Origin of the sequence: Faecalibacterium prausnitzii (genome assembly GCF_049532945.1) — a bacterium.
In the GTDB taxonomy this organism is placed as follows: Bacteria; Bacillota; Clostridia; order Oscillospirales; family Ruminococcaceae; genus Faecalibacterium; species Faecalibacterium prausnitzii_N.
Genome location: NZ_CP186691.1, coordinates 2,602,612 through 2,620,480 on the forward strand (window position 1 = coordinate 2,602,612; position 17,869 = coordinate 2,620,480).

General features: G+C 51.9%; 16 protein-coding genes. 12 read left to right on the forward strand and 4 right to left on the reverse strand.

What is annotated here, in order from left to right; genetic code table 11:
* Positions 1 to 126: 126 nt before the first annotated feature.
* Positions 127 to 576: a hypothetical protein gene (locus tag ACNQFG_RS13175; RefSeq protein WP_423405204.1), complete on the forward strand. Its 450-nt coding sequence runs from the start codon at positions 127 to 129 to the stop codon at positions 574 to 576.
* 45 nt (positions 577 to 621) lie between these two features.
* A complete protein-coding gene (locus ACNQFG_RS13180) occupies positions 622 to 951 on the forward strand; it encodes a hypothetical protein (protein WP_207685363.1) in 330 nt (109 codons plus the stop codon).
* A gap of 118 nt (positions 952 to 1,069) precedes the next feature.
* Here ACNQFG_RS13180 and ACNQFG_RS13185 read toward each other — a convergent pair whose 3' ends face one another.
* Positions 1,070 to 2,362, reverse strand: coding sequence for a galactokinase (locus tag ACNQFG_RS13185; protein ID WP_423405205.1), 1,293 nt, complete (start codon positions 2,360 to 2,362; stop codon positions 1,070 to 1,072).
* 204 nt (positions 2,363 to 2,566) lie between these two features.
* Here ACNQFG_RS13185 and ACNQFG_RS13190 point away from each other — a divergent pair, with 204 nt between their 5' ends.
* The 9 genes from ACNQFG_RS13190 (at position 2,567) to ACNQFG_RS13230 (ending at position 14,732) form a co-directional block, all read left to right on the forward strand.
* A complete protein-coding gene (locus tag ACNQFG_RS13190) occupies positions 2,567 to 3,418 on the forward strand; it encodes an AraC family transcriptional regulator (RefSeq protein ID WP_423405206.1) in 852 nt (283 codons plus the stop codon).
* A 24-nt stretch (positions 3,419 to 3,442) separates the two neighbouring features.
* Positions 3,443 to 5,089: a 23S rRNA (uracil(1939)-C(5))-methyltransferase RlmD gene (gene rlmD / locus ACNQFG_RS13195; RefSeq protein ID WP_423405207.1), complete on the forward strand. Its 1,647-nt coding sequence runs from the start codon at positions 3,443 to 3,445 to the stop codon at positions 5,087 to 5,089.
* 189 nt (positions 5,090 to 5,278) lie between these two features.
* A complete protein-coding gene (locus tag ACNQFG_RS13200; RefSeq protein WP_423405208.1) occupies positions 5,279 to 7,036 on the forward strand; it encodes a type I restriction-modification system subunit M in 1,758 nt (585 codons plus the stop codon).
* 5 nt (positions 7,037 to 7,041) lie between these two features.
* Positions 7,042 to 8,016, forward strand: a complete 975-nt coding sequence (locus ACNQFG_RS13205; protein WP_423405209.1) for an AbiJ-NTD4 domain-containing protein — start codon at positions 7,042 to 7,044, stop codon at positions 8,014 to 8,016.
* Positions 7,997 to 9,265 carry a restriction endonuclease subunit S gene (locus tag ACNQFG_RS13210; RefSeq protein ID WP_423405210.1) on the forward strand — a complete coding sequence of 423 codons (1,269 nt, stop codon included), beginning with the start codon at positions 7,997 to 7,999 and terminating at the stop codon, positions 9,263 to 9,265. Before ACNQFG_RS13205 ends, ACNQFG_RS13210 begins: the two co-directional genes overlap by 20 nt.
* Before the next feature lie 3 nt (positions 9,266 to 9,268).
* A complete protein-coding gene (locus ACNQFG_RS13215; RefSeq protein WP_423405211.1) occupies positions 9,269 to 10,048 on the forward strand; it encodes a hypothetical protein in 780 nt (259 codons plus the stop codon).
* A gap of 15 nt (positions 10,049 to 10,063) precedes the next feature.
* Entirely contained in the window at positions 10,064 to 13,036 is a 2,973-nt protein-coding gene (locus ACNQFG_RS13220) for a type I restriction endonuclease subunit R (protein WP_423405212.1), read from the forward strand.
* Between the two features lie 61 nt (positions 13,037 to 13,097).
* Positions 13,098 to 13,703, forward strand: a complete 606-nt coding sequence (locus tag ACNQFG_RS13225; protein ID WP_423405213.1) for a hypothetical protein — start codon at positions 13,098 to 13,100, stop codon at positions 13,701 to 13,703.
* 120 nt (positions 13,704 to 13,823) lie between these two features.
* Positions 13,824 to 14,732: a DUF4300 family protein gene (locus tag ACNQFG_RS13230; protein WP_423405214.1), complete on the forward strand. Its 909-nt coding sequence runs from the start codon at positions 13,824 to 13,826 to the stop codon at positions 14,730 to 14,732.
* 139 nt (positions 14,733 to 14,871) lie between these two features.
* Here ACNQFG_RS13230 and ACNQFG_RS13235 read toward each other — a convergent pair whose 3' ends face one another.
* Genes ACNQFG_RS13235 through ACNQFG_RS13245 form a run of 3 tightly spaced genes read right to left on the reverse strand, consistent with a single transcriptional unit; the run spans position 14,872 to position 16,196 of the window.
* On the reverse strand, positions 14,872 to 15,120 hold the full coding sequence (locus ACNQFG_RS13235) for a hypothetical protein (protein WP_005941557.1): 249 nt from the start codon (positions 15,118 to 15,120) through the stop codon (positions 14,872 to 14,874).
* Positions 15,121 to 15,143: 23 nt separating this feature from the next.
* Positions 15,144 to 15,299 (reverse strand): hypothetical protein, encoded by a 156-nt coding sequence (locus ACNQFG_RS13240; protein ID WP_337680276.1) that lies wholly within the window; start codon positions 15,297 to 15,299, stop codon positions 15,144 to 15,146.
* A gap of 33 nt (positions 15,300 to 15,332) precedes the next feature.
* Complete coding sequence (locus ACNQFG_RS13245) at positions 15,333 to 16,196, reverse strand: helix-turn-helix domain-containing protein (protein WP_005941554.1); 864 nt, start codon at positions 16,194 to 16,196, stop codon at positions 15,333 to 15,335.
* A gap of 249 nt (positions 16,197 to 16,445) precedes the next feature.
* On the opposite strand from ACNQFG_RS13245, the gene ACNQFG_RS13250 reads away from it, so the two are divergent.
* The gene (locus ACNQFG_RS13250) at positions 16,446 to 17,816 is read left to right on the forward strand and encodes an MFS transporter (protein WP_423405215.1); all 1,371 of its coding nucleotides are present in this window, start codon (positions 16,446 to 16,448) and stop codon (positions 17,814 to 17,816) included.
* Positions 17,817 to 17,869 lie beyond the last annotated feature (53 nt).

Sequence of the window (17,869 nt, forward strand, 5' to 3'; positions counted from 1 at the left end):
GTTCACAAAACCCCCATAGCTTTCAAACCTTCGCTCTCTTGTTGTTTTTGGTGGAATATGCTATAATCCACTTAGTTTATGATCCGCTTTCCGGCGGTTCTGATGTACGAAAGGAGTTTTCCCGCCATGGAATATACCAGTTCGACTTCGCTGCATTTTCCGGCAGCCTATGCTCCCATCTCCGAGGATGAAATGATCTACATCGAGGGCGGTGCCGATGTCATCTCGCCGCAGCAGTTTACATACAACCTCGTCACCAACCTCATCCGCCTGCTGGGTCAGGCTGCCCTCACCGGTGCCGTCACCGGCCTCATCAACATGCGCAACGACGGCCTGACCGTCGGCGGTTCCATCAAGCATTACTGGGGCCGCCAGACCACCGTTGGCAAGGCTGCTACGGTGCTCTTCACCGGTTTTGCAGGCTATGCGGTCTACATTTATGCCGTCCAGCTCATCAACACCGCACTGGGCATTTACACCGACGTGAAGGACAACTACTACCACGATGGTTCTTCCACCGGCACCACCACGACCGACCCCACCGCAGCCTCCACGGCCGCGCTGACGGCGGCCTGATCCTTTGCCTGACCACCCGACTCTGACACAGAAAGGAGCTTTTCTATGAAAGAATTGCAGATGCCCGCTTCCTACGGACGCATCCCGGAAGCAGAGCAGTTTCAGATTGTTGGCGGCGGTGAGCTGGCCGATGCGTGGAATGACTTCACGGACCGGCTCCGTCTGGACGATCTCTTCTTCAGCGGCGGTGTGCTCTCGCTGTCCTTCTCATTCGTGCCGATGCTGCTGTTCCATGTGTTCCGCTCGGCCTACGACTTCGCAGAGAACACCTACAACAACCTCGTCAACTGGTTCGGCTTCCACGACGACACCCTGTCGGCACTGCAAAGCTACACCGACGATATGCGCCAGAAGCGCCAGGAGCGCGGGGTCTGAGCCTTCTCAGAGCCGCCTTCGGCGTCAGTTCACCCGTGCTGAACCTGTCCGTTTTCTATTCCAAAAGCAAAGTGCTCCGCTGTTTTTGGCAGCAGAGCACTTTCTTTTTTTGCACATTTCAGATGACGCGGACTGCCCCCTGCTCCCGCAGACGCAGAATGTAGCAGCTGCCCTTGCCGAAGACACCTTCCATGGCGTCGTGGTAAATCTGCACCAGCCGCTGCGGCACAAAGGCCTGAATGGTGCCTGCAAAGCCGCCGCCCTGCATCCGCCAGGCTCCCGTGCTGCCCTGCAGGATACTCTGGCTCAGCGCCAGTGCCACCGAAAGCCCCTGATGCCGCACATCGGTGCTGCAGTAGACGTTCTGGCACAGGGTGTAGGAGGCATGGCCGCTGGCCGCAATGGCCTTCAGAAAGACCGGAAAGTCCCCAGCCCGCAGCGCATCCCGCTGGACCAGTGCGCGGGCGTTCTCCTCAAAGTAGTGGGCGGCCCGCAGCACGGCACGGTCGCCGCAGGCAGTGCGCAGGCGGGGCAGCGCCGCCCAGAAGTCGGCCTCCCGCACCTGCCCCAGAACCTTAGCCCCCAACTGCGACGCCACCGCCTCCATCTCCTGCCGGATGGCTGCAAACTCACCGGTCAATTCGCTGTGGCTGCCGCGCGTATCGGTAACGCACAGGCTCATGCCCGGCGGCAGCAGGCCGTCGGCGTGGATCTTCTCGATGTCCGGCTGGGCCGGGTCGGCAAAATCCGCAAAGATAATGCCGCCCACTGCGCTGGTCAGCTGATCCAGCAGGCCGCTGGGCTTGCCAAAATAGATATTCTCCGCATACTGACAGATCTTTGCCAGTTCCGGCGTCGGCAGGCCGCAGCCGTACTCGCCGTTCAGGATGACGGCCATCCCCATCTCGAACGCTGCTGAGCTGGACAGGCCCGACCCCCGCAGCACATCGCTGGCGGTGTAGGCATCAAAACCATTCACGGCCCTGTCCCTGGCCCGGAAGCCCTCGGCAATGCCGCGGATCAGGCTGGCCGAGTGGGTGCTCTCCCCTTCCTGCGGCCCCTCCACGGTCAGGTCGATCACATCCAGCTTGTTGAACCCGCGGGATTTGACCCGGATGAAGCCGTCGTCACTGGGGGACGCCACAGCGATCAGGTCCAGCATCACAGCTGCCGCCAGGCCATAACCGTGCTGGTGGTCGGTGTGGTTGCCGCCCAGCTCTGCGCGGCCCGGTGCCGAATAAACCTGCACCTGCCTGCCCGGCCCAAAGTACAGCTCAAACTGTTCCAGCGCGTCCGCGTAGCGCTGCCGCTGCCGCGCCAACACCGCCGGGTCTGCTCCATACAGTGCGGCAAGTGCGGCGTCGCGCCCGCCTGCCAGGATCTCCCGTCTGAGCTGCATACTGGTCGCCATGGCTGTTCCTCCCCAAAGAAAACCCGCAGTCTGTTTGTAAAAGATAACTCTATTGTAATCGAAGCGTCCCCATTTTGCAATTTGATTTTGCAAAAAAACAAATTTTGGCGCGAAAGTCAAAGATTCGGATGTACTTTTGTTGAATTTGCAGGTTCAATTATGATATACTGGAGCTACGAATGCAGCGGATGGGAGGAGAGCCACATGGCAGACGTTTACAAACAGTCCTTCAAGCAGAATTACACCAACAACATCGAATTGTCCATCTTTAACTGCGGCCTGGAGCGGTGTGCTCCGGGCCAAACATGGGGGCCGGGTATCCGCGACCATTACCTGATCCATCTGGTACTTTCCGGCAAGGGAACCTTTGAGGTGGGCGGTCATACGTTTGAGGTGGTCCCCGGCGACCTCTTCTTTGCCCGGCCAAGCCAGCTGATCCGGTATACTGCCGATGAGCAGCAGCCTTGGGAGTACAGCTGGGTAGGCTTCAACGGTGCGTGTGCCCACAAACTGGCCGCGCAGCTCCCCTTTACAGACGAGCGCCCCGTCCACCACACCAGCGACCCCGAAGGGATGCGGACGGCCCTGACCAACATTTATTCCTCCCGCGGGCTGCAGCCGCAGGATGAAGCCGCCATGGTGGGCTACCTTTATCTCTTCATCGCTTCTCTGATGAAGGAGACCAGCGCTGGCAAACCGCACACGGCTTCCTCTTCCAGCCAGTATGTGCTCAACGCCATCAAGTACATCCAGTTCAATTATTCACACGATATTTCCATTGATGATGTGGCAAAAAGCGTAGGTGTCTCCCGCAGTCACCTGTACCGCGTGTTCATGCTGAACGTAGGCAAAAGCCCCATCGATTATCTTACCGAATACCGCATCAACGAAGCCTGCAAGCTGCTGCGCGCAGGCAACCTTTCCATTGCCGAGGTCGCGGTGTCGGTAGGCTTCTTTGACCAGTTCTATTTCTCACGGGTATTCAAGCGCGCCAAGGGCGTGCCGCCCAGCAAGTATCTGGCGTCCCAGACCGACGCCCCCGAAGCCTCGGAATAACCCCACCACAAAAGGAGAATCCCCATGCCCTTACAGAAAAATCAGGTGCTGACCCTGACCATCGAGCGGCTTTCCAACGACGGAAGCGGCGTGGCACACTCGCCGGACGGCGAGGCCGTGTTCGTGCCCGGCACTGCCCCCGGCGACGAAGCCGACATCCGCATCGTCAAGGACTGCGGCCGCTATGCCTTCGGCATTCTGGACACCCTGCGCACCCCCTCGCCGGACCGCATCCCTGTAGACTGCGCCGTGGCAGGCCCCTGCGGCGGCTGCAGCCTGCGGCATCTGGACTATGCTGCCGAGCTGCGCGCCAAGCAGGAAAACGTCGTCGATGCGTTCCGCCGCATCGGCGGGCTGGATGTGCCGGTGCTGGACGCCCTCCCCTCCCCCGAAGTGAACCGCTACCGCAATAAGGTGCAGTTCCCGGTGGGCGTGGACAAAAGCGGCAAGCCCTGTATCGGCTTCTACGCCGGGCGCACCCATCGCATCGTCCCCTGCCCGGACTGCAAGCTCCAGCCCGGCATCCTGAACGACATCGGCAACGCACTGTGCAGCTTTTTCGGTGCACACGGCATCCAGCCCTACGATGAGGCTTCCGGCAAGGGCCTGGTGCGGCACATCTTCCTGCGCCGGGGTGCGCACAGCGGCCAGATCATGGTCTGCCTTGTCTGCACCCGCGCAAAGCTCCCCCACAGCGCCGAACTCGTCGAGCAGCTGACCGCACAGTTCCCGGACATTGCCACCGTCCTCGTGAACGTCAACCCCAAGAACACCAACGTCATTCTGGGCACAGAGACCCACACCCTCTGCGGCCCCGGCTTCATCGAGGACACCCTGTGCGGTGTTCCGGTGCAGCTTGGCCCGCTTTCCTTCTATCAGGTCAATACCCTTGCTGCCGAGCATCTTTACGGCATTGCCGCCCAGTATGCTCAGCTTACCCCGGACGACCTGCTGCTGGACCTCTACTGCGGCATGGGCACCATCGGCCTTTCGATGGTGGACCGCTGCCGTTCGCTCATCGGCGTGGAGATCGTCCCCGAAGCCATCGACAGCGCCAAGGCCAACGCGGCCCGCATGGGCGAAGCCGTCGCCGCCAGAAGCCGCTTCTTCTGCGCCGACGCGGGCAAAGCCGCATCTCAGCTCGCCGCCGAGGGCCTCCACCCCGACGTCATCGTCCTCGACCCGCCCCGCAAGGGCTGCGACGAAGCCACCCTTTCCGCTGTCGTGCGCATGTCTCCCCGCCGGGTGGTCTACGTCAGCTGCAACCCCGCCACCGCCGCAAGAGATGCCAAGTGGCTGGAAACACAAGGCTACCGCACCGAGAAGGTCCAGCCGGTGGATCTGTTTCCGAGGACGAAGCATGTCGAAGCGGTTCTCCTTTTGACCAAACTCAATGTCGAGCGGCACATCGAAGTGGACGTCAGCATGGATGAACTGGATGTGACTGCTGCAGAAAGCAAGGCGACTTACAACGAGATTCGGGATTATGTGTGGGAACACCATCAGTTGAAGGTATCCAATCTCTATATCGCACAGGTGAAGCAGAAACGCGGCATTATTGAGCGAGAGAATTACCATAAAGCGAAAAATGAAAATGCGAAGCAGCCCAAGTGTCCGAAGGAAAAAGAGGATGCGATTGTGGAAGCATTAAAGCATTTTCAGATGATTTGATTTACAGTATGTCCGTCTGATTTTCAGGCGGGCATTTTCTTTTGTTGGAATATGGTGTTTCTATTTTTATCGTGGTACAATAGATGCAAGAATCATTTTTCAGGAAAAGCAGTCTTCCGTCCAATTTATGGTACACCCATTGTTGTAAAATCAGGATGTCCACCTATCACAAAAAACAAGGAGCAACGTATGCCAAACGATAAGATCACCGCCGTAGGTGCCAACATTGCCGAAAAAGCCGCCATGATCTGGAACGTAGCCGATATGCTGCGTGGGCCGTTCAAGCCCCACGAGTACGGTCTGGTCATTCTGCCCATGACCGTGGTGAAGCGGTTCCACGACTGCCTGCTGCCCACCCATCAGGCAGTGCTGGACACCTACGAAAAGGTGAAAAAGCTGCAGGTCATCGACGGCTTTTTGCAGAAGGCCTCCGGCTACCAGTTCTATAACACCAGCCGCTTCACCTTCGAGACCCTGCTGGCAGACCCGGACAACATTGAGTCCAACTTCCGGGATTACCTGTCCGGCTTTTCTGCCAACGCACAGGATGTGCTGGCAAAGTTCGACTTTGACAACATCATCAAGCGGATGGTAGAGAGCAACACCCTCTACCTCGTTATCAAGGAGTTCGGCTCTGAGAAGGGCTATCTCGGCCCGGACAAGATCAGCGCCGTGGACTGCGGCTACATCTTTGAGGACCTGGTGCGACGGTTCTCCGAGAGCTTTGGGGAGGAAGCCGGAGCCCACTTCACCAGCCGGGATATCATCTATCTGATGACCGACCTGCTGCTGTCCGAAGCCGACCTCGACACCAGCAGCATGACCGTTTACGATATGGCCATGGGCACCAGCCAGATGCTCAGCTGCATGGAGGAGCGCATCCACGAGCTGAACAGCGACATTGAGGTGACCTGCTTCGGGCAGGAGTTCAATCCCTCCACCTTCGCCATTGCCAAGGCAGACATGATGATCCGGGGCGGCGACCCCAACAATATGCGGTTCGGTGATACTCTGTCGGAGGATCAATTTCCCGGATTCACCTTCCAGTACATCATCTCCAACCCGCCCTTCGGCATTGACTGGAAGCGGGAGCAGAAGGCGGTGGAAGCCGAGGCCGCCCGCGGCGAGATGGGGCGTTTTGCCCCCGGTCTGCCCAAGATCAGCGATGGGCAGCAGCTTTTTGTGCTGAACGGTCTTGCCAAGCTGGCAAACAAGGGCAGGATGGCCATTATCCAGAACGGCTCTCCCCTGTTCAGCGGCGACGCCGGCAGCGGGCCCAGCAACATCCGGCAGTATATTCTGGAAAACGACTGGCTGGACTGCATCATCCAGCTTTCCACCGATATGTTCATGAACACCGGCATCTCCACCTACATCTGGGTGCTCAGCAAGGATAAGCCCGCCCACCGTGCGGGCAAGGTGCAGCTTATTGACGCCAGCCACTGCTTCGAGCCACGCCGCAAGAGCATCGGCACCAAGCGCAACGACATCACCGATGCCTGCCGGAAACTGATCGTCACCGCCTACGGCGAATTTGCCAACGGCAAGGTGTACGGCGACAAAAACGGCATCTACTGCGAGAGCAAGGTGTTCGAGAGCGTGGAGTTCGGTTACAACAAAATCGTTGTGGAATGCCCCCAGCGGGACGAAGCAGGCAACATCCTCCTGAAGCGCGGCAAGCCTGTGCCGGACACCAGCCTGCGGGACACCGAAAATGTGCCGCTGGTGCAGGATATTGACGCCTACTTTGCCCGCGAAGTTCTGCCCTACGCCCCCGACGCATGGATCGACCACAGCAAGACCAAGGTGGGCTACGAGATCCCCATGACCCGCTATTTCTACGAGTATCAGGCACCGGAAACCGTGGAGGATATCGTGACGCGCATCACCGCACTGGAACAGGATATCTCCGCCGGGCTGGCAGAGTTGTTCCATAAGGAGGGCTAATTTATATGTTTTTCTTAGGAAAAAACAAACATTCTGTAAATGAAAAGCCAATACACCAAAGTATGATTAAAGTTCGTGGAGGATTCAGTGAACAAATAGGCTTTAATACTTGTACAACTCAAATTCAACTCAACGAATTTGATAGTAGAACTCGGACACTTATTGGAAATCATCTATATAATGTTCTTTGTACTGTTTTTTCTCAAGCCCGTTCCATTGGTATTCGTTGCTATCGTGATTTTTACGATGCTCCAAGTAAAGAAATGGGCAGTGATTTTTACAAAGACATTCTATCTGAAGTTATGAATGTACCGGTTCATCTTCCCTCTAACGCATATTATGAATGGGAGAAAAATTATGACACCATTGTAAAGATTATCTCTGATGCTCCTTACAATGAAGTATTAGACCTTGTCTGGTATATATGCCACTGGATATCAGACCATATAACAGCAACTGATGTAATGCACACCATCTATGAATCTTTTAATACACTATTTGAACGAGAATATGTAGGTTATCGCTTTGTAGCTGGAAAGATTGTTCCTATTACAGACGAAAATGAAGCGAAAGAAATTGAACAAGCCTGCCATACTCCTTTTGACGGTGCCCGCACCCAACTTCAAAAGGCTCTTGGTTTTCTATCTGACAGAGAACATCCTGATTACAAAAACTGCGTAAAAGAAAGCATTAGTGCAGTAGAATCTGTTTGCAAGGTGCTTGCTAACGATCCAAAAGCCGAATTAGGTAAAGCCTTAAAATCTTTAATATCAAATGGCATGAATATTCATGGCAGTCTAAAATCTGCTATTTTGGCTTTATATGGCTATGCTTCTGATGAAGGTGGTATTCGTCATGCTGAGCGTGAAACTGAAAGTACTGTTACATTTGAAGAAGCTAAATTCATGATGGTTACTTGCAGTGCAATCGTCAACTATCTGGTTGCAGAATACGGAAAGCATGGTGCTGGAAATGCGTAAAATGAAAGACAGCGGCATTGAATGGATTGGGGAGATTCCGGAGGGGTGGGAAATCAGTAAAGTTTCATATTTCTACGAAGTTCAATTAGGAAAAATGCTCCAACCCCAAAAGAAATCCGAAACAGACACAGAAGAAAAGTATCTGTGTGCTGCTAATGTTGGAAAGAACAGTTTGTCCCTTGATACGCTTAAAACCATGTGGTTTTCCCAAACTGAAAAGCATCAATTTGATTTAAGAGAGGGAGATTTACTCGTAGTCGAAGGCGGAGATGTTGCAAGCTGTGCTATCATTGAAACTCCTGTTCGAAACCTATTCTTTCAAAACGCCTTACATCGCGTTCGTCCTTTGCATAATGAAAGCGTTGCGTTCTTGCGGTACTGGCTTATGACTGCAAAATCATACGGCTATATTGATCTCATTTGCAACAAGGCAACGATAGCTCATTTCTCAAAAGAAAAATTCATCGCATTGCCAATTCCCGTAATACCTCAAGATATTCAATCCAAGATTGTTTCTTTTCTTGATTTGGAGTGCAAGCAAATTGACGATTTGCTGTCCAAATCCCGTTCCAGCATTGAAGAATACAAAAAACTCAAGCAGGCAGTTATTACGCAAGCTGTTACCAAAGGCGTGCGCGGTGAGCGGGAGATGAAAGAAAGCGGGGTTGAGTGGATCGGGGAAATCAATCATAGATTTTCACTCATTAAACTAAAATACATCTGTTCTATCTTAGACCAATACCGAAAGCCTATTTCTGCTGATAAGCGCAGTCAATCTGGTTCCGTTCTCTATGATTATTATGGAGCATCCGGTGCCATCGATAAAATTGATGATTACACGATTGACGATCATGTCATGTTGATTGGTGAAGATGGTGCAAATCTACGAATGCGTAATTTGCCGTTAATGTACGAAGTCAATGGTAAAGCATGGATCAACAATCATGCACACATCCTCAAACCAACCGAACGAGTTGATTTTTATTATTTGTTCTATGCTCTTGAAGGGTTGGATATCAACCCTTATATTACCGGTTCTGCACAGCCTAAACTCAGTCAAGAGAATTTACAAAACATTTGGGTTCCACTCCCCAGTCTTGAAGAGCAGCAGGAGATTGCAACCTATATCCGTTCTAAGTGCGCCGAAATTGACAGGCTGATTGCGAAAAAAGAACAGTTGGTGAAGGAACTGGAAAGCTATAAGAAAAGTTTGATTTATGAGGTTGTAACGGGGAAGAGGGAGGTGTAAACTATGCTAACTAGTGAACACGACTATGAAGAATGGTTTCAGAAATATTTAGGCGATGTTGAATCTCCCCTCGATTCCATTCCAGAAGAAAGTCCTTATACCAACACTCCAAAACCTTTTAGTCAACGAAAAATGATTTTCTGGTGTACAGTTCTAGTTACACTCTTTCTCCTTCTGTCATTTATTTGCTCATATTTCTACGAACGTTTTAGTTTTTGGTTCTTGAACTGGCTCAGTAATTTATCCATGAGTTTTTCCATTGGCTTAGTCGCCAGTATTGTCCTGTTAATATTCACCACGATAAAAGACAGAAACGCAGCTTTTTATTCAGATATTATTCCAGATTTAGAGCGCAAATACAAAAATATGCACGATGCCTATTTCCAATACTGCAATAAAGTCAGCATATACTTTCAACAAGAAAGATTTGAGGATTGTTTTGACGCTTGGCATTTTGTTTCCAATACATCCTTTGTCATCCTCAATTTTCTTGAATATTTAGACAAAATTCTTCCATATCGTCCTAAATGTTTCACGTTTACACTATCCGATATTGAACAAGCTGAACGCGCTATTTCTGATGCCGATAATCAAATCAAAAAGGAATGCTCCATTGATTTTTATGTATCAAAAGAAACTCTTGACACTTGTGAAAAAGCAATCTATCCGGCATTTACTGCCCTAATGATACTTCAGGGGCTTATAGAAGAATTCAAGCAAAGTAGATATCAATTACAGTATGGCAAAAAGAATGTCTTTAAAATCAAAAATCTTCGCAATTGAAAAGGAGGTCTAACCATGCCCCTCAACACCACCGAAAAGCAGTTTGAATCGGACATTGCAGCGGCGCTGCTCTCCCCTGCCGGGGGCTACACCCGCAACGGGGATTGCTACGACCCCAAGCTGGGGCTGTTTGTGGATACCCTGATCCGCTTTGTGCAAAAGACCCAGCCCAACGAGTGGGCATTTTTTGAAAAGCAGAACCCGGTAAACCCGGTGCGGAAGTTCTGCACGGCCTTTAACAATGCCTGCGATGCGGATGGGCTGCTTTCGGTGCTGCGGCATGGGTTCAAGCACCGGGGACGGCGGTTCCGGGTGTGCTATTTTCAGCCGGAGTCCGCGCTGAACCAGAAGGACGCCCAGCGCTACGCCCAAAACGAGATCACCTGCAACCGGCAGTGGTTCTACTCTGACACCACCCACAACTCGGTGGACATGGCGCTGGCAGTAAACGGCATCCCGGTGTTCGCCTTTGAGCTGAAGAACCAGTTCACCGGGCAGACCGTGGAGAACGCCAAGCAGCAGTGGATGCACGACCGGGACCCGCGGGAGGTGTGTTTCCAGTTCAATAAGCGCATTCTGGGCTACTTTTGCGTAGACCTGACCGAGGTGTGGATGGCCACCCGGCTGGCAGGCAAGGACACACGCTTTCTGCCCTTCAATCAGGGCTCCAACGGTGCCGGGCGTGACGGCGGCGCAGGCAACCCGCCCAACCCCAACGGCTACCTTACCGCCTACCTCTGGGAAGAAGTGTTCCAGAAGGACAGCATGATGGACATCCTGCAAAAGTTCATGAGCCTGCAGGATGGCAAGACCCTGATTTTTCCCCGGTACCATCAGCTGGACGTGGTGCGCAAGCTGGTGGCAGATGTGCGGCAGAAGGGTGCCGGGCAGCACTATCTCATCCAGCACAGCGCCGGGTCGGGCAAGTCCAACTCCATTGCATGGACAGCGTACCGGCTGGCTTCCCTGTTCAACACCGAGAACAAGCCGGTGTTTGCCAGCGTCATCGTGGTGACTGACCGCACCGTGCTGGACGCACAGCTGCAGGAGACCATCTCCGGCTTCGACCATACGCTGGGTGCGGTGGAGGCCATCGGCGAGGACAAAAACTCCGGCGACCTGCGGGATGCCATCAACAACGGCGCACGCATCATCATCACCACGCTGCAAAAGTTCCCGGTCATCTACACCGAGGTGAACAAGACCGCCGGGAAGAACTATGCCGTTATCATCGACGAAGCGCACTCCTCCCAGACCGGCACCTCCGCTTTAAAGCTGAAAGCAGCCCTTGCCGACACCGAGGATGCGCTGCGGGAATATGCCGAGCTGGAAGGCAAAGCGGAGGACGAGATCGACCCGGAGGATGCACTGGTGAAGGAGTTGACCTCCCACGGACGGCACAAGAACCTGTCCTTCTTTGCCTTTACCGCCACCCCAAAAGCCGCTACGCTGGAACTGTTCGGCACCGAGTACCCGGACGGCAGCCACCACCCCTTCCACATTTACAGTATGCGGCAGGCCATTGAAGAAGGGTTCATTCTGGATGTGCTGCAAAACTACATGACCTATTCCACCTGCTTCAAGATCGCCAAGACCATCCCGGACAACCCCGACCTGCCCGCCAGCCGGGCGGCGAAGCTCATCCGCAAGTATGAAGAGCTGCACCCCTACAACATCAGCCAGAAGGCAAAGATCATTGTAGAGACCTTCCGGGAGACCACCAGCCACAAGATCGGCGGGCGGGGCAAGATGATGGTAGTCACCTCCTCCCGGCTGGCGGCGGTGCGGTACTTTCACGAGGTCAAGCGCTACATTGCCGAGCAGGGCTATGACGATGTGCAGATCTTAGCGGCGTTTTCCGGTGCCGTACCGGACGGCGGCGTGGAGTACACGGAGCAGTCCCTAAACGTCCGCGCCGATGGCAGCCACATTGCAGAGAGCCAGACCAAAAAGGAGTTCCATAACAACTTCAATGTGCTGATCGTGGCAGAAAAATACCAGACCGGTTTTGACGAACCGCTGCTCCACACCATGATCGTGGACAAAAAGCTGAAGGGCGTCAAGGCGGTGCAGACCCTCTCCCGCCTGAACCGCACCTGCCCCGGCAAAACCGACACCTTTGTGCTGGATTTTGTGAACAAGGCAGAGGACATCCGGGAGGCATTTCAGCCCTTTTATCAGGAGACGTTTCTGGAGCAGGAGGTCAACACCGACCTCATTTACAAGACCCAGAAGGAGCTGCGGAGCTTTGCCGTCTATTCCGATGCAGACGTGGAAGCCTTTGCTAAGGAGTATTTCCGCAGCACCAAGCAGGATAAAAACGCCGTGGGCCGCATGAGCAGCGTCTTGAAGCCGGTGGCAGACCGCTACAACCAGAAAACGCAGGCCGAGCGGTACCAGTTCCGCCGCCTGCTGCGCAGCCTTGTCAAGTGGTACGGCTACGTTTCGCAGGTGGCACGGATGTTCGATGAAGAGCTGCACAAGGAGAACGTATTCTGCGCTTACCTGCTCAAACTGCTGCCGCCGGACGAGGTCTCTCCGCTGGATCTGGAGGGCAAATTGCAGCTGGAGTATTACAAGCTGCAAAAGACCTTTGCCGGTGCCATCGAGCTGGAACACGCCAAAGGCGTCTACGAGCCGGTCACCCAGAAGGGTGCTCTCGGCCACGACCCCAAGGAGCCGCTGGACGAGATCATTTTGAAGATCAACGAGAAGTTCAAGGGCGAGTTCACCAACGCCGACCGGGTGCTGCTTACTGCCCTGCATGACCGTCTGCTGGCCGACCCGAAGCTGGCAAAGCTGGCGCGCAGCTCCGACCCGCAGATCTTTACCGAGAGCATCTTCCCCAAGGCTTTTGATACTGCCGCACAGGACAGCTATCTCGAAGCGCAGGACACCTTCTCTTCCTTGTTTGAGGACACCAGCAAGTATAAGGCTATTATGTCGGCATTGGCAGAGTGGCTGTATGGGGAATTCCGCAAGAAGTAAAACAGTTTTCCCTTTTTGTTTGCTTAAAACAGCCTGCATCCACGGGATGTAGTTCAAGGGTTTGGGTGTTCCCAACAAGCGTTTTGCAAAGCAAAATAAGCAGATGTATATACGTCTGCATTGCTTGCTGACACTGCGTACCGTAAAGCTCCCGTTTCAATCTTCACGAGTGATTTTTCTTGGAAGAAGTCCCGCCGAAGAACATCTGCCCGGCATTATACAAGCGAGGGAATGTATAAAAAAGAAGAACCCCATCTCTGAGGAGCAGCATTATCTATGTGAAATCGGTCTGGAAAAGATGTCCTATCGGTCTTCCTGGCTCTTCAAATCCTATATGGAGGAAAGCCACACACACATCGCAATTACGGCCTATTATAATATGGACGAGACTTTTCTTCATTCTCACACTGCAGCATGGGGAAATCTATGGGATTGCCGTGCCGCACTTCGCAAGTTGGTATCCTCCGTCTATCTGGAAAGCGATTTGAACCTTCCATTCGGAAAAAACGGAAAATTCTTATTCCAACTTGGGTATACTCCTGTTGTGTCCGACATGAAGAAAATCGTTCAGAAAACTGCCGCATTGTCTTTCCCCAAATGGGCGTTAGCCGTATGGGATATGGATACTGCAACATTATATATGGTCAAATACGACAGATGTCATTGATTTTCTTTGTTTATCTGTGATACCATTCGTTACGAGACCAACGGCGTTGCTATCTTCGCCTATGGTGGAGACTCCGGCACTCAAAGAAATTTTCCGAAAAACACAACGAGGTGACCATTTTTGAAACGTCGAACTTTTCTTGTCTGCACCGCTGCACTTTTTTGCGGTGCGCTTCTGGCAGGAGGCTGCACTCAAAAAACTTCTCAGCCCGTCCTTCAGCAAATTGAATACTCCAATTTGGCAGATTCGGATACACAAGCTCTTCTTTCCAAGCTTTTGCAGGATGCCGGCGTATCCGACCTGCGGATACAGACCTTCTTTGATCATGTGCAAAAGTTCAACAATGCTGTGGACCCGGCATGGCTCACCACAGGGTTTGAAAATGCCAAGCCTTCGGATCTGAAATACGATCCTTACTCCATGCAGGACGCATGGACGGAAAAATATGACACCTTCCCCGGCTGGAACTGTCGGATCACTGCTTGTGGGCTGTTCGGTGATTTTATCACTGTCACGGGCAAGGCAGACCTTGACTCAGCCGAGGACACCCTGTTTATGGACTATGAAACACTGGATTCCGATCCAGAATCCCTTTGCGGCGACGAACGGCAAAAGTTTGATGCGCTTTTTGCCCCGGTTAAAACCACTAATACGACCGATATTCCTACCCATTTGAAAACGATTCAGCAGGAATGGAAGAAACGCGGTCTCTCCTTCGTAGAAGATGATAAGATCCGTCTCGTCTCCGTAGTCCTGCACGATCAGTTCTCTGAAACGGACAATTCTCTTATGATCGGTCATGTCGGCGTTATGCTTCCCACATCGGATGCGGTATATTTCGTCGAAAAGGTCGCTTTTCAGGAGCCGTATCGCTTGTTGAAGTTCAAAAATCGGACCGAGTTGAGCGATTATCTGATGCTGAAATACGACAACTCGTGGGGACAGGATACTGCCCACACCTTTATTATGGAAAATTCAGACCTGATGGACGGCTGGCGCATTCTTGACGAACAGAAAGACGCAAGCTGAAAGTATATTATTCGTTGGAAGCCGTTCGGTCTGACAGGTCATTCGCCCTCTGATGCCAAAAGGACGCTGCAACCTCTCACCCAGAGGCGGCAGCGTCCTTTTTATATCGGAATATTTTGTTCGCAGGGGAACTCTGGGCTTATGACAGGGTATGTATAATGTGCAGAGCCATATCAGCATTTTCTTTGTCCACAAACACCTCTGTGACATACTGCGGTTTTATGCCGAGGGTTCCAATTCTTGCTTGATCAAATGTGTTATGCCGATTGACATCTTTGGATTTACAATAGAATTTAATTCCAGCTGCCGCCAACGCATCCGTGATGCGATTGCATTGGTAAGGGTCAGAAACTGTTGCAACTAGCGATTTGAAAAAATGCTCTAACATAAAGAGACCTCCTTGTATACACTCTAATCTCGTACAAAGCCATCCGGCACATAATGGTCGCTGTATCCATTCGGGAGCTGTTCCAATAGCCGTTCCATGCAAAGTTCCTGCTCTGCCATGATGGATTCATCCGTTGGGTCGTAGACTTGTTGGCTGTGGATCGCATTTTTTATCGGCATGGTTCTACTCTCCTTATTTATAAGGAATCTTTCTCATTTTTCAGTAGATTCTTCCAGATTCTTTCGGTACTGTGCCGGACTGACACCATACTCTTTCTTGAATACCCGGCTAAAATAGAGTGGGTTATCATACCCTACGATCTCTGCAATTTCTCCAATATTGTATTCGGTGTTCTCCAATAAGCTTTGTGCATTTACCATCCGAAGGGACAGGATGTATTGTGCAGGGCTTATTTTCATGTACAGCTTAAAATTACGGATAAACCAGTTCGTACTGATATGCAGCGATTCTGCGTAATCGTCCACACTGACCTTTGTATTATAATTCTCGTTAAAGTAGGCAACGGCGGCTTCGATTTCTTCCGGGATGCTTGTAGTTGTTTTTTCGCTTTCCTGCTGTTGCCTGCTTACTAAAAGCAGAATGATGTTGAAGAGAGAAGCAATATAGTCTTCATAGCCATATTCACATTGTTGCAGTTCCCGGATGATCTTTCGGAACAGCATTTTGTAATCCGGCAGTGTGCCGCTGTAAAAAACGTGCTTGTCCAATGGTATTCCGTGATAGTTCAGGATGTTTTTGACATCGTATCCTGTAAAGTGAATCCAGAACACCTCTGGATGATCTTCTACATAGTAGACATACTTCTGGATTTCTTTCGGCTGATAAAGCACCATGTGTCCAGAAGTCACCACTTCCTCAACACCATCGAACCAGAAGTGTGCTTTACCAGATGCCACATAGAGGATTTGATAGTCTCTGCGACCCTTTGCCCAAAAAGTAGGTAGCTTAGGGCGTTTTTTCAAGCGATAAGTGCCGCAGCTGCCTACGACCAGCGGCTTTGAGTAGTCTTTGAAATCCAAACGGGAGTTGTTCAAATATCCTGAGTTGAAATACATCCCTGCGTCCTCCTCATCTTCAGAGATTTTACAGCGATTTGGTAAATGTTCTATCAAAAAATTACAAACTCTTTGATTTTGTGCATATTCTGTTCCATCTTGTCTATATCTTTTCGTTCCATTAGATTCTATAATATTTTCAGACGGAACGCAAGAGATTTGGGCAACTTGCGTAATGAGAATTCCAGTCTGAAGTGCGCAGCAGATTGGTCGCGCCCACACAAAACAAGCAAGATGGGAGAAAGCACAATGACTGAGAAACGTTATCTAAAGTGGTATAATAAAATCGGCTATGGTTCAGGCGATATTGCAGGCAACGTGGTGTATGCATTCCTGTCCTCCTTCGTTATGATCTATCTGACCAACACCGTTGGCCTGAACCCCGGTATTGTCGGCACTCTGATTGCAGTTTCCAAACTGCTGGACGGTGTGACGGACATTTTCTTTGGTTCTTTGATTGACAAAACGCATTCTAAGATGGGCAAAGCCCGTCCTTGGATGCTGTACGGCTACATTGGCTGTGCCATTACGCTGGTGGCAATTTTCGCCATCCCGACCAATCTGGGACAGTTTGCACAGTACGCATGGTTTCTGATCGCATATACTCTGCTGAACGCTGTATTCTACACTGCCAACAACATTGCTTACTCTGCACTGACTGCTCTCGTCACGAAGAACAGTGCCGAACAGGTCGAGATGGGTTCTTGGCGTTTCATGTTCGCCTTTGCCACCAGCCTGCTCATCCAGTCTATCACGCTGGGTGCTGTTACGGCATTGGGCGGTGGTGCTGCCGGTTGGCGCACTGTTGCAATCATCTACGCCATCATCGGTCTGCTTGTCAACACCCTCTCCGTTTTCTCCGTGAAGGAACTGCCGGAAGGCGAATTGGTGGATACCACCAACAAAAAGGAAATCGAGCAGGACGAAAAGTACAATCTGGTTCAGGCTGCAAAGCTGCTTGCTGGTAACAAATATTATATGATGATCTGCGTCACCTACATTTTGCAGCAGATCTACGGTGCCATGATCAGCATGGGCACCTACTATGCAACCTACATCCTTGGCAACCAGAATCTGTTCGGTGTATTCTCTTGGGCAATCAACATTCCTCTGATCATCGCACTGGTGTTCACCCCGACCTTGGTTGCAAAGTGGAATGGAATGTATAAGCTGAATGTAATGAGCTATACTCTGGCAACGATTTCTCGTGCACTGGTTGCTGTAGCTGGTTACATGGGCAGCGGCAATGTGACCTTGATGCTGCTCTTTACTGCAATCGCAGCTCTTGGTCAGGGTCCTTGGCAGGGCGATATGAACGCTGTGATTGCTGCTTGCTCTGAGTATACTTGGCTGACGAAGCATAAGCGCGTGGATGGCACGATGTACTCCTGCACTTCTCTCGGTGTGAAGCTGGGCGGCGGTCTGGGTACTGCCATCACCGGCTGGCTGCTGGCTGCAAGCCATTTCGATAGTGCGCTGGCTGTCCAGCCCGAATCCTGCATCTCGATGCTGAAGATCATGTATCTGGTGATTCCGTTTGCTCTGGATGCCATCATCACCTTCATTCTGTCTCATCTGAAAGTTGAAGAAGCAAATGAAAAACTGCGTGCAGCAGTCTGATAACAAGTCATTATCATTTCTCCTTCATCTGCTGTTCCCCGGAGGAATCCAGC